The following is a 13,057-nucleotide window of genomic DNA, read 5'->3' as shown; positions in this document are numbered from 1 at the left end:
TGTAAGGCGTGAAAAGTGAGGGGGAATCTGCAAAAAAATGGCCAGCTGCTGCTGGCCATTTTCTTCTTTAGAACCTAAAACTCAGCGTGCGGTTAGGGTTTTACCGTCTGCGGCAAAGATAACTAGCTCACCCTCGGCGGTAAACTCAATACGCTTAGCATGGCCCAGCACATCTAACATGGTGCGCTCGTGTTTCATTTGCGCCGCTGTGCACATCATCATGGTGCCGGCTAACTGATCTGTACTCAGCTTATCGCCATTTAACTGATAGTTGCCCATCACATTGTTACAAAATGCGCGACCAAATAAACGACCTTCATCGTTAAAGTTAAGGCTGCCTTCGCTCGGCTCTTCGGCATCCGCAGGCATAGACACATCTTCGCCATTCAGATTCGTCACCTGCCATTCACCGCCTTGTAGTATGGCTGTAGTATCAGAAGCGTCAGCACCAGAGACGCACTCAGGATACGCCTTGCCTTTTACCTTAAGCTGGGCTTTGTCGCCCTTGTTCCACAGCTCGGTACTGGGGTCGTTCGCTAACTGATAACGCGCGCCGGAAGCCGCTATTACTTGCTCTAAAGTCAGCGTTTGGTCCTTGATGCGTAACAACGCCAGCTCATCGGCAAAAGCCACATGAATGCGCTGCTCACCGCATTGCATCAAACTATTAAATTCATAATCCGTCACTTGCTGCAGCTGTAAATTGCCCAGCGCCATGTCGCTCAGCTTGCCAGATACACCCACGGGCGCACTGCGCCAGCTCAGGCGGCTCTGCTCTTTAATCAAGGCACTCAAACTGTAAGTGCCCGCATCGAGTTTTTGATTGTTCAACTCAAGCGTAAAGGGAATCGGTAACTCTTGTCCCTCTAACTCAATACGTTGCTCTGCGATAATTTTGCCATCTGCCTCACTGGTATCACGGATAGTGACTTCAGCTATGCTATTGGGCGCTAAGGCAATACGTGATAAATAGGACAAACTGCCCGTTAGCTGATGCTGTTCACTGGGACCACTATTAGCACAGCCGCTCAGCAATACCATGGCGACCGCTGAGCTTAATGCCAAAGATGTGAATGCTTTCATTAAAATACCTCAATCGGATAATAATATTCGTCCTTGAGCAACAAACGCATCACTGCGACGTTAATGTGCTTTGACTGTACTCTTTTTTGCCTTTAAGCACCTTAAGCAAGCGCAAAACCCTGCAAGCAACACCACAAAGCGCTGATATCGCGACATAATCTGCCACCCAATGTCCCTCATCCATAAAAAAGACCCCAGTAGGGGTCTTTAGATAATTGATGAAAGAGCTATAAGCCAGAGAGCAGCCACTTAAGCACACCGCCCACCAGGGTAAGGATCAGCACGCCACCTAAATAGAGCGCGGCAAACCACAGCCAGCTTTTCTGCTTATTCATAAACGAAAACTCATAAATTAAGCATCCTAAATTAATAGCCATCCTCAAAGTCTTCAACCTTGCCGGAGAAAATACGATAGCCCCATAAGGTATAAGCACAAATTAACGGCAAGAAGATAAAGATGCCCGGCAGTAAAAACGTCAAGCTAGAATTAGGCGCGCTGGCCTGCCACAGCGTTAGCTGGTGTGGGATAAGATAGGGAAACAGGCCCACCACTAACCCGGCGAAACCTAAAATAAATAAGCCCACCGCCAACCAAAACGGGCGCGTCTCATGAGGCTCACCGTCCAAGTCTCGATACAATAACCAGCCAAATAAGGCGCTCAGCAGCGGCAGCGGTAATAGATAGAAGAAGTTCATACCGCCTAACCAGCGCGCTCGCACTTGCACGTTATCGAGCAAGGTCCAAAGACTGACGATGGCGAAGATCACCATCACAGTCACCACTAACGTGCGGCCTAAATGAGCGGCGCGCGCCATAATGTCGCCTCGGCTTTTCATCACCAAGTAACAACAGGCCAACAGCGCATAGGCCGCCATCAAGGCAAAACCGGTAAATACACTAAAGGGTGTCAGCCAGTCTAGCGCGCCCTGCTCACCGGCCTCCACGCCTTGTACTATGGCGCCTAAAATGGTGCCTTGGCAGAAAGTAGCAAGCCCTGAGCCCAAGAAGAAGGCATTGTCCCACAGCGGCTTAGATCGCTCGGACTTAAAGCGATATTCAAAAGCCACACCGCGAAAGATAAGCCCAATAAGCATCAGAAAAATGGGGGTATACATGGTGGATAAAATACCCGCGTAGGCGGCGGGAAACGCCGCAAACAGCACCACACCACCAAACACTAACCAAGTTTCGTTACCGTCCCACACATGGGAAATAGAGCGCATCATATGGTCACGCTCGCCTTCGCTTTTAAACCAAGGGTACAAGATGCCAAGGCCGAGATCGAAGCCGTCCAGCACCACATACATGAGCACGGCAAAGCCCAATAATAAATAGTAAAACAGCGCCAGCTCCATATTAATCCTCCACCACTTCATGTTGCAGTTTCTTCACCCACTCCAGCGCAAAGCTAGGGGCATTAACATCGACCATCTGTTGCTCTAATCGCGCTAAATCCGGCGGCCCTTTGCGTATTAATTTGGCCATGAAATACAAATAGACCAGCAACAAGGTACTGTAGGTGACCACAAATAAAGTAAGCGAAAATAATACCCGCTCAGCAGGCAAAGGAGTCACCACCTCCATGGTGCGCACCAAACCATAAACCAACCAAGGCTGACGCCCCACTTCGGTTACATACCAACCGGCCAAGGTACAAATTACGCCGGCCGGGATCAGCATATTCATCAGCAATAAAAAGGCTTTATTTTCAAATTGGGGATGCTTGCGCCTTAACCACAGGCCCCACACGGCGGCGAGTATCATCAAGAAACCTAAGCCGACCATAATCCGAAATGAGAAGAAAATTAACGGCACATAGGGTCTGTCTGCTGCCGCCACGGATTTCAAACCTTGCACTTCACCGTCTAACGAGTGAGTTAAAATCAGCGAGGCTACCTTAGGTACTTTTACTTCAAAGTGATTGGTTTCGTTTTTCATATCAGGAATGGCGAATAACAATAAGGGCGCACCGGCTTCGGTTTCGGGCCAAATCCCCTCCATGGCCGCCACCTTAATCGGCTGATGCTCTTTGGTATTCAAGCCATGAAAATCCCCAACCACCAACTGCAAGGGCGCCAAGATTAACGCCGCCCACAGCGCCATCGATAAGCCTTTGCGTGCAAATGCCACATCACGACCTTTGCGTAAGTACCAAGCACTCACACCACCAATCAAGAAAGTCCCGGTCAACATAGCGGCCAACAACATATGCGTGAGGCGAAACGGCATGGAGGGGTTAAAAATCACCTCCATCCAGCTTTCAACTTCATAACGCCCCTCCACTATCTTGTGCCCGGCCGGCGTTTGCATCCAAGAGTTGGCGGCAATAATCCAAAATGACGAAATCCACGTGCCGACAGCTACGACGCAAGTGGCAAAGTAATGCAGCTTTTCGCCCACGCGCTGCCAACCAAAAAGCATAATGCCCAGAAAGCCCGCTTCTAAGAAAAACGCCGTCAGCACTTCATAAGCCAGCAGCGGGCCTAATACTGGGCCTACCAGTTCGGAAAACTTAGAAAAGTTAGTCCCAAATTGGTACGACAAGACGATGCCGCTGACCACGCCCATACCAAAGGTGATGGCGAAGGGTTTGATCCAAAACTTGGCCAATTGAAAGTAAACTGGATTACGCGTTTTTAGCCATAAGCCCTCCCAAATTGCGATAGCCGTGGCTAAGCCGATGGTGATGGCCGGAAAAATAATGTGGAAGCTGATGGTAAAGGCGAACTGGATACGCGACAGCATGGCAGCATCTAAGTCCATAATGTCTCCTTGGAGGGCAATAAAGCAGTGAGAGGCCGCTTGTCTAATTTATAACCGCGCGGGCAGACTAGCTAATAATAGAACAATAAAGATGGCAGAAAATTACAACCTAAATGTGAGCCTAGTCATAAATGTGCTCTGGCGCAGCAAGCCATATTGCACAACCAAAGCATACCGACAAACACAACTACCCTGTAGTCGCGTGCTTTAGCCGCAAAAACCTGCAGCGCAGATTCTGGTGTATCAAAGATGGCACCTTGTGTCTTGTGTCTTGTCTCCATGCTCCGCGTGGATATGCCAGTTGGCCGCTCCGCGGTCGGTTTTGCGCGGCTAACAGCCTACCTGCAGATTTATACGGGCTGTTAGATCTGGCCACGGAGCGGCCACTGATTACATTCCCACGCGGAGCATGGGAACGAGAACATAGCCCAACGCTAAACTTCTCTAGCGCAGGTTAAACGCAAACACAATTAACAAGGCGAGAGGGGTGACGTAGCGCACTATGGGAAACCACACCTTATGCCAAGCTCCCAGCTCAGCTTGTGAGTGCTCAGGTTTCATCTTCCAACCCACAAACAGTGCAATCAGCAAGGCACCCAGCGGCATCATAATATTGGCGGTTAAGTAGTCGTATAAGTCGAACAGCGTCTTACCTTCAAAGCGGGCCAAGCTATCTAACGGAGTAAAATCAGACCACAGATTAAGCGACAGCACAGTCGTAATTCCCAGTAACCAAGCAGCGAAGCCCCCCCCTATTGCCGCCTTAACGCGGCTTACGCCTTTCTCGTTTAAATAGCTGACTAATGACTCCAACATAGAGATAGATGAGGTCCAGGCGGCAAATAATAACAACACGAAGAACAGCGCGGCAAAAAAGCCACCGCCCGGCATCTGGCCAAAGGCCACGGGCAAGGTCACAAAGATTAAGCCCGGCCCTTCGCTGGCCGCTAAACCATGGGCAAACACCACAGGAAAAATAGCCAAACCCGCTAACAATGCCACGCCTGTGTCCATCACAGCCACCACCATTGCGGTGCGCGCAATCGACACCTTTTGCGGCAAATAAGCGCCGTAGGCCATCATGGCGCCACTGGCCAAACTCAGGGTAAAAAAGGCGTGGCCCAAGGCGATCAATACGCTCTCCGCCGTGAGTGCTGAAAAATCTGGTTTAAATAAAAAACCCAGCGCCTCACCAAAGTGGCCGGTAGTACTGGCATAACCAACCAAAATAATAAGCAATACAAACAAAGCTGGCATGAGTTTGGTCACGGCACGCTCTACCCCATGGCGCACGCCCCCAGCAGATACCCACACGGTTAAGCCCATAAAAATGCTGTGCCACAATAATAGCTGGCCGGGAGAGGCCAATAGCTGCCCAAACAAGTCGCCCGAGCGTTCGGCATCAATATCGTTAAAATCGCCAGTCACCGCCGAAATAATATAAGGCATGGTCCAGCCGGCAATCACGCTGTAAAACGACAAGATAATAAAGGCCGCCAAGGTGGCCATTAGGCCTACGCCAATCCAGTTTTTGCTGCCTTTTTCAGCCGCCGCCACCACTTCCATGGTACCAATCGGGCTTTTACGACCACGTCGGCCGAGCATGACTTCTGACATCATCAGCGGCAAACCGATAATGGCGATACATGCCAAATAGACTAATACGAAGGCGCCGCCGCCATTTTCGCCGGTAATATAAGGGAATTTCCAAATATTACCCAAGCCCACGGCCGAGCCCACCGCCGCCATAATAAAGGCAAAACGGCTGGACCATAACACGGGTTTAGATGCTGAGCTTGAAGCGATTGGCTGACTATCGGACACTGGGTGGCCACTCCTGTTGCGGGGCTAGACTAATAAGTTGGCTTGGCAGGGGCTAACAGCCTAGCCTCAAAAAGTTCGCAGTTTAACAGCATACGAAAGGTAAAGCCCCTTCGGGTAATGTTGAATTTTGAATGGTGAGTTTTTAATTAAGACCTTCATTAAACATTCAAAATTGAGCATTCAACATTGCTTGGCGCGCCCTACTCCCACTTACTCACGCCGGGATAACCACCACCGGTTAACTCTTTAACAAATGCGGAGGGGATCTGCAGATCGGCTAATAAGAACACCTGCTGGCGGGCGCGGGTCAATCCCACATAGAATAAGCGCCGCTCTTCTGCATAAGGGAAGTTTTCCACTTGAGGGAGTAATAAGTCCAACAAGGCAGTGGCATTTTGCTCCGGCGGAAAGCCGTATTTGCCTCGGCTTAATCCCAGCAAGATCACATGGTCCGCTTCTTTGCCTTTAGCACCATGCAAGGTTTGTGCGGCGATATTAAGAGTAGGAAAGCGCTTGCGCCAAACGGTTAGCTGGGACTCATCGGGCAAACTAAAGCGAAAGCGCGACAATATATAAAGCGAGGCTTGGGGTTGTTCGGCCGCCACTTGGCTTAATAGGCGACTAATAGCGTCCATTTGACTATTACTGTCGGTGGGTAACACATGCACACTCGGCGTCTGACTGCGCACATGGGTATTGAGCTTTTTCGGTAATTGCTCAGGATTTTGCTGCACAAAGCGACTGGCCACTTGCTCAATCTGATTATTAAAACGAAAGGTTTTATCCAATTTAGTAATACGACTGGCACCAAAAGTCTCGGCAAAGCGGGTCGTTAAGCTCACATCCGCACCACTAAAGCGATAAATGGCCTGCCAGTCATCACCCACACAAAATAACGACAACTCAGGTGCGGCGTCGCGCAGCGCTTGCAAGAGTGCCGCTCGGGGGGCCGAAATATCTTGAAACTCGTCTATCAAAATATAACGCCACGGCACCACGAATCGCCCTTGGCGTACCAGATCCGTGGCCTGCTCTATCATGTCGTCAAAATCAATATGGGCCTGTTGGGTTAACTCTTGCTGATAACGATGCAACAGCGGTAACACTAACGTCAGCTGCTCGGCCAAGGCGGGAGCCAATTCGCGAGCATCTGGTTCGCCGTAGAGTTTAAGTGCCGCAACGAGCGGCGCCCACTCTCGCGCCACTCGCTGATAGTCAGGCTGAGGTAACACTTGAAAACGATGGCGACGCAACCAATTGTGCACCTGTAACGCGTAGGCTTGGTCGTCTGTGCATAACTGCGCTAACCACTGCGCCAACGCCTGAACACGCGCGTGTTCGTGGCTCGCCAGTGGACTTAGCTCTGGCATCACGCCTTGAGCCTGTTTTAAGATCATGAGCCCCAATGCATGAAAAGTGCTGGTTTTAACCTGAGCGGTACTTGGCCGCTCAGCCAAACGACCGGCCATTTCGCAGGCCGCCTCATTACCAAATGCCAACATCAATAATTCATCTGGCTCGGCCTGTTGTGAGGCCACTAAAAAAGCGGCGCGCGCCGTCATAACACTGGTTTTGCCACAGCCCGCGCCCGCGAGCACTAGGTTATGGTCTTCATCCACCACACACGCAAGACGCTGGGCATCGGTAAGCGGGTGCGCCTCGATTGAATCAAATAACGCACTAAAACTGACCAACATTTGCTGGCAATAATCCTCGCAACATTGCTCACGCCACGTATCATCGGCCACCATTAAGCTGGCCATTAACTCTAAGGTCGCAGCCTCCTTGTCATTTAAACCCGCAGGCGGCGTTAATGTAGACCAATCAAGATTGCCATGAGCTTTACGCGCTTTTGCTAATAATTTTTTCAGCCGCTGCCAGCGGGATTGGCGTAAATAGCCCTGCTCTAAAAGGCTTAAACAAGATTCCGCCAAGGGCAAAACACGCGCCGCTTGAAAACGAAACCAAGCTAGATTAACGGCTTCATATAAAGGCTCAGCCACGGTTTTTGGCAACCAGCCCAGCTCAATATCACCCTGCCCACAGCTTAAATGCATGCGATACAAACGCCGGCCTTGCGCCAACTTAGGTGGCGCTATGATCTCATGCCATGCCAACGTATGGCGCTCTCGTTTAAGATGTAACACCAGCCCATTGGCGGTCAGCTCGCAGCCTAAAAACGGGTGATTAAACCAAGGGGCCAACCAATGCGCCCGAAACATCTGCATAACAGCCTCAATGGTGTTTTGCTTACATCACTCACGTTTAGGGCGAGATCATAAGGCATTTTTAAAGGGATTTTAATGCGGACTAATATATCAGAATTACCTAGCAGAGACGTTAAATGCTCAAAATAACACCTAACTATTCAGTTTTAGATTTGGATTTTAAAAAATAACAAAGCCGCAAAGCGGCTTTGATTAACAGGATTGAGCTTAATGCTTAATTAAACAGACTTAGCTAAGGTGCTTGGCATGGAAGCGCAGGTGATCTTCGATGAAGCTGGCGATAAAGTAGTAACTGTGATCGTAACCGGGCTGCATGCGCAACGTTAAGTCGGCGTTGGCTTGCTTGGCCGCTTGTACTAACGCTTGCGGCTTTAGCTGCTCGGCCAAGAAGTTATCTGCCTCACCTTGATCCACCAAAATCGGCAAGCTGCAGCCTTTGTTCATCAGCAGCAAACTTGCGTCATAATGTGACCACATTTGACGGTCTTCTCCTAAATAAGCGGTTAAGGCTTTTTCGCCCCAAGGGCAGTCACTGGGGTTACAAATAGGGGCAAATGCCGACACAGAGACGAAACGCTCAGGGTTGCGCAGTGCTAGCACTAAGGCGCCGTGGCCACCCATAGAATGGCCACTGATGGCGCGCTTGTTTGATAACGGCAACTGAGCTTCGACTAATGCAGGCAGCTCGCTCAGCACATAGTCATACATCTGGTAATGTTTGCTCCAAGGGGCTTGGGTGGCATTCACATAAAAGCCGGCACCTAAACCTAAGTCGTAGGCGCCGTGTTCATCATCAGCCACACCTTCGCCTCTGGGGCTGGTATCTGGAATAATCAATGCCAGCCCTAACTCTGCTGCCACGCGCTGAGCACCGGCTTTGCTAGAGAAATTTTCATCACTACAGGTTAAACCCGATAGCCAATACACAGCTGGCACAGGACCCAATTCGGCCTGTGGTGGTAAAAAAACCGAAAACTGCATATCGCATTTGAGCACATTGGAGTGATGCTGGTAGCGAATTTGACGACCACCAAAACAGACTTGTTGTTGAACAATTTGCATGGAAGCTCCAGCCCGCAAAGCGGGAATGTTGAGTTTTGAATGCTGAATGTTTAATTTAATAGCCAAACACTAAACCTATTTTTGCCACGGAAAAGAGCAGAACTCACGGACGCAGTTCACTGGCGACAAAAGATAAGAGATTTCTCATAGTAAGAGCCCTCCCTTGGATGGCTCGGGGGTTGGCCCTTACCATTTAAGTCTTTTCGGATCTGATCACTATTTTTCCGTGTTCTTCCGTGACTCTCGCAACAAAAAAGTGTGGCAAATGGGTTTAGTCACTAAAATCCAAACCGAGATCCTGACTTTCGTCAGGAAGACGGCTTAAAGATAAACAGCGCTCTTTGTTGAGCTTGGTGCTCGGCGCTTAGTGCTGGATTTTATTTATCGAAGTGGATCACGGTGCGGATCGACTTGCCTTCATGCATCAAGTCAAAGGCTTTGTTGATGTCTTCTAAGCCCATAGTGTGGGTAATAAAAGTATCCAACTCGAACTCACCGTTCATGTATTGTTCAACGATACCCGGCAATTGTGAGCGACCTTTTACGCCACCAAAGGCAGAACCTTTCCAGACTCGACCGGTGACTAACTGGAACGGACGGGTAGAAATTTCTTGGCCAGCACCGGCTACACCTATGATCACCGACTCACCCCAACCTTTATGACAGGCTTCCAGTGCCGAGCGCATCACCTTAACGTTGCCGATACATTCAAAAGAGAAGTCGACGCCGCCGTCTGTCATCTCAACGATCACATCTTGGATGGGTTTATCGAAGTTATTAGGGTTGATGCAGTCGGTGGCCCCCAATTGCTTGGCCACTTCAAACTTATCTTCATTGATATCGATGGCAATAATGCGGCTGGCTTTGGCCATCACGGCACCAATAATTACCGCTAAGCCAATACCACCTAAACCAAAGACTGCAACCGTATCGCCAGGCTGTACTTTGGCGGTGTACTTAACGGCGCCCATGCCGGTGGTCACGCCACAACCCAGCAAGCACACTTTTTCAAGCGGCGCTTCTTTGTTAATTTTAGCCAATGCGATTTCTGGTACTACGGTGCGCTCGGCAAAGGTGGAGCAGCCCATATAATGGAAAATCGGTTTGCCGTCTTTATAAAAGCGCGTGGTGCCATCGGGCATCAGCCCTTGACCTTGAGTGGCCCGCACCGCTTGGCAAAGGTTAGTTTTGCCAGAGGTACAAAACTTACAGACACCACATTCGGCTGTATACAGCGGGATCACATGGTCGCCTACTGCAAGCGTTGTCACGCCCTCGCCTACGGCTTCGACGATACCACCGCCTTCGTGACCTAGGATCGCGGGAAAAATACCTTCAGGATCATCCCCCGACAGCGTAAAAGCGTCAGTGTGGCAGACACCCGTGGCGACAATGCGCACCAGCACTTCGCCTTTTTGCGGCGGCATAAGATCAACTTCTTCGATAGACAGCGGTTGGCCAGCAGCCCAAGCAACGGCGGCACGTGTTTTGATCATGTCCATGAATTTGCTCCGATTGTTAACAGGTAGTAGATGGTGAGTAAGAGAAATAATGGCTAGTAAGTGTAGGTAATAGTAGCGGCATTCTGTTTAGCCCGATTGGCTTAAAGATAAGCTCAACCAAGGCTAACCGCACATCGACTATTTTGCTGTTGCCATTGTATTACATCACGGTATAGGAACAACGACTTAAAATGGAAATGATTTTTACTAGTACGTAACAATGGTATCGATATTTACAGATGGCACGAATGTAGTCGCGCGCTTTAGCCGCGAAATCCTGCGTAGCAGGATCTGGTGCATGCAATCTCCCCCGAGCGGTGAATGGTTTTGAAATAATACGGCGGCATATGGAATATCGGTGTTGGGATGTGGCTGCGCCACATTGCGCAGCTGAAGCAGCGCCTACAAGTATTACCAAGGTATAAAAAAACCGCGAAAGCGGTTTTTTAAGCTTGGTGCTGGGCGCTTAGCGTTGATGATTTACATCTGCGATTGTAAGTAATTCTGCAGGCCAATTTTGCCGATTAAGCCCACTTGCTGCTCTAACCAGTGGGTGTGATCGTTTTCGGTATCGTCTAACAACACTTGCAGCATGTCGCGAGTTTGGTAGTCGCGCACTTGCTCACACAAGGCCATGACATTACGCAAATCAACAATCACCTTTAATTCCAAATCAAGATCGCTTTGCAGCATGCTCAATACATCTTTACCAATGTTTAGCGGAGCACGATTCACCATGTTAGGTGTGCCGCCTAAAAACAGGATGCGTTGAATGATCAAAGACGCATGGCCCTTTTCATCATCAAATTCATGATCGATGCGCTCAAACAGCTTTTGAAAGCCCCAGTCTTCGTACATGCGAGAGTGAATAAAATACTGATCCATTGAGCTCAGCTCACCGGCTAACAAATCGTTTAGCGCATCTATTACCTTGGCATTACCTTTCATATTCGTCTCCCCTTACATTTGTGATTGTAGGTAGTTTTCAAGCCCTACACTCACAATCAAATCCAGTTGGGTATCAATCCAGTCCAGATGCTCTTCTTCATACTCTTCAATTTCGCACAATAGCGCCCGCGACACGTATTCTTGAATCGACTCACAGTAGGCGATAGCGTCTTTTAGCACGACCAACTGCTCTTCAACCTGCAACTTGTCACACTGCAGCATCTCTTGGGCGTTCTCGCCGATACGCAGGCGATTAAGATGCTGTAGATTTGGCAGGCCTTCAAGAAACAACACTCGCTCGATTAATTTATCGGCTTGTTTCATGTCTTTGATAGATTTTTTGTATTCGCGTTCATCTAGCTGGTGTAAGCCCCAGTTTTTAAACATGCGAGCATGCAAAAAATACTGATTAATGGAGGTGAGCTCTATGCCCAGCACCTGATTCAGGTACTCAATGACTTTTTTATCGCCTTTCATAACACCCTCCCCTTAAATTGTGAGGTAAGCATAGTCGTTAAGCATCGGCTTTACAAATCACTTTTAATGTAAGCCTTTGATTTAACTTGAGTAACGTAGTGAAAATGAGAACAACTAGACTTATCAAGTACAAACCATTCGCTATGCGTAAGATTAACTTATCATCTTGAATAGTTCCCGCTTTTAGCTACCCGTAAAATTCGATTTGGATGAATAGGTTACCTAATTTTTTCTCTCGAACTTTAAGATCTTCATCCTTTAATATGCAGTCTCTATCAGCTTAATTAACTCCAGCTAAAGTAATGACCACTAATACCAATCTAAGTAAAAATATGATCGATTTTAAAGCTCGGAACGAAAGGCAACAGAATCACCTCCCGCGACACGCCATAAACCATCCATGGGGGCTCGGGAAATGCCTTCCTTGGCATTTCACGGTCGTGGGAGCCGAATTCTGTTGCCTCTCCTTAAGCACCGAGTTGTCTGCAGAGCGTTTCCACAGGCGACGCCGCAGCACAGGGGCGGATGAAGGGTTCTACTCAAGCGACCAGCACATGACAGGTCAGCAAAGGCTCCTGCAATGCTGACACTCCCGCCATCCTTAGCGGTCGGACGTCATGTGCTGAGCGTGCAGGGGGCGAGCTAGCCTCGCCGAGACGAACCATTTCAGTCTGAGCGAACATTCAGTGAATGTTCGCAGTAGGCTGAAATGATGAGTGGCATTATTAAGGCGTGTCGGTGGAGTAGCCCCTTCGTTCGACTTTTACAAGATAGCTAAATAGATCAGTTAGTTTTCCAGATTGGTATTAGATTGGTATAAATAAGCCAAAGTCCGCTGTAAAACCCATAAACAACCAGACGAAAAAAAACCCGACTCTTTCGAATCGGGCTTTTTGAATTGGTTGCCTGGCAGTGACCTACTTTCACATGGCATCTGCCACACTATCATCGGCGCGGCTGCGTTTCACTTCTGAGTTCGGCATGGGTTCAGGTGGTTCCACAGCGCTATGGCCGCCAGGCATAAATTGTAATCTGGAAAGCGACCGCCATGGAGGGCGGAAGTGCAGAAAATGCATGGAGCAATTTTTCTGCCTGATGTCTTCTGAAATAATTTTGTAGTTGCCTTGTTACGCAAGGTCTCACACTTCTTGGGTGTTGTATGGTTAAGC

General features: G+C 49.1%; 9 protein-coding genes and 1 rRNA gene. All 10 read right to left on the bottom strand.

Annotated elements, in window-relative coordinates; translation table 11 throughout:
* Positions 1-81 precede the first annotated feature (81 nt).
* Positions 82-1,083, bottom strand: a complete 1,002-nt coding sequence (locus ACEN2G_RS11155; RefSeq protein ID WP_442021562.1) for an META domain-containing protein — start codon at positions 1,081-1,083, stop codon at positions 82-84.
* Between the two features lie 366 nt (positions 1,084-1,449).
* On the bottom strand, positions 1,450-2,460 hold the full coding sequence (gene cydB / locus ACEN2G_RS11150) for a cytochrome d ubiquinol oxidase subunit II (RefSeq protein ID WP_442021561.1): 1,011 nt from the start codon (positions 2,458-2,460) through the stop codon (positions 1,450-1,452).
* Positions 2,441-3,847, bottom strand: a complete 1,407-nt coding sequence (locus ACEN2G_RS11145) for a cytochrome ubiquinol oxidase subunit I (RefSeq protein WP_442021560.1) — start codon at positions 3,845-3,847, stop codon at positions 2,441-2,443. The genes cydB and ACEN2G_RS11145 overlap by 20 nt, the downstream gene beginning before the upstream one ends.
* 444 nt (positions 3,848-4,291) lie before the next feature.
* Positions 4,292-5,671 carry a sodium-dependent transporter gene (locus ACEN2G_RS11140; protein ID WP_442021559.1) on the bottom strand — a complete coding sequence of 460 codons (1,380 nt, stop codon included), beginning with the start codon at positions 5,669-5,671 and terminating at the stop codon, positions 4,292-4,294.
* A gap of 200 nt (positions 5,672-5,871) precedes the next feature.
* Positions 5,872-7,899, bottom strand: coding sequence for a UvrD-helicase domain-containing protein (locus ACEN2G_RS11135; protein ID WP_442021558.1), 2,028 nt, complete (start codon positions 7,897-7,899; stop codon positions 5,872-5,874).
* 228 nt (positions 7,900-8,127) lie between these two features.
* Positions 8,128-8,961, bottom strand: coding sequence for an S-formylglutathione hydrolase (fghA, locus tag ACEN2G_RS11130; RefSeq protein ID WP_442021557.1), 834 nt, complete (start codon positions 8,959-8,961; stop codon positions 8,128-8,130).
* A 377-nt stretch (positions 8,962-9,338) separates the two neighbouring features.
* The gene (locus ACEN2G_RS11125; RefSeq protein WP_442021556.1) at positions 9,339-10,463 is read right to left on the bottom strand and encodes an S-(hydroxymethyl)glutathione dehydrogenase/class III alcohol dehydrogenase; all 1,125 of its coding nucleotides are present in this window, start codon (positions 10,461-10,463) and stop codon (positions 9,339-9,341) included.
* Positions 10,464-10,943: 480 nt separating this feature from the next.
* Complete coding sequence (bfr, locus tag ACEN2G_RS11120) at positions 10,944-11,411, bottom strand: bacterioferritin (protein ID WP_442021555.1); 468 nt, start codon at positions 11,409-11,411, stop codon at positions 10,944-10,946.
* A 12-nt stretch (positions 11,412-11,423) separates the two neighbouring features.
* A complete protein-coding gene (bfr, locus tag ACEN2G_RS11115) occupies positions 11,424-11,888 on the bottom strand; it encodes a bacterioferritin (protein WP_442021554.1) in 465 nt (154 codons plus the stop codon).
* Between the two features lie 904 nt (positions 11,889-12,792).
* Positions 12,793-12,907: ribosomal RNA gene (gene rrf / locus ACEN2G_RS11110) — 5S ribosomal RNA — on the bottom strand.
* Positions 12,908-13,057 lie beyond the last annotated feature (150 nt).

It is taken from the genome of Oceanisphaera sp. W20_SRM_FM3, assembly GCF_052119705.1.
Lineage (GTDB): Bacteria > Pseudomonadota > Gammaproteobacteria > Enterobacterales > Aeromonadaceae > Oceanimonas.
This window is presented reverse-complemented; position numbering and strand designations above follow the sequence as displayed.

Excerpts from the sequence above, each read along its gene's own strand:
- ACEN2G_RS11155 (WP_442021562.1), bottom strand. The coding sequence starts at position 1,083 with ATGAAAGCATTCACATCTTTGGCATTAAGCTCAGCGGTCGCCATGGTA.
- cydB (WP_442021561.1), bottom strand. The coding sequence starts at position 2,460 with ATGAAGTGGTGGAGGATTAATATGGAGCTGGCGCTGTTTTACTATTTA.
- ACEN2G_RS11145 (WP_442021560.1), bottom strand. The coding sequence starts at position 3,847 with ATGGACTTAGATGCTGCCATGCTGTCGCGTATCCAGTTCGCCTTTACC.
- ACEN2G_RS11135 (WP_442021558.1), bottom strand. The coding sequence starts at position 7,899 with ATGCAGATGTTTCGGGCGCATTGGTTGGCCCCTTGGTTTAATCACCCG.
- fghA (WP_442021557.1), bottom strand. The coding sequence starts at position 8,961 with ATGCAAATTGTTCAACAACAAGTCTGTTTTGGTGGTCGTCAAATTCGC.
- ACEN2G_RS11125 (WP_442021556.1), bottom strand. The coding sequence starts at position 10,463 with ATGGACATGATCAAAACACGTGCCGCCGTTGCTTGGGCTGCTGGCCAA.
- bfr (WP_442021555.1), bottom strand. The coding sequence starts at position 11,411 with ATGAAAGGTAATGCCAAGGTAATAGATGCGCTAAACGATTTGTTAGCC.
- bfr (WP_442021554.1), bottom strand. The coding sequence starts at position 11,888 with ATGAAAGGCGATAAAAAAGTCATTGAGTACCTGAATCAGGTGCTGGGC.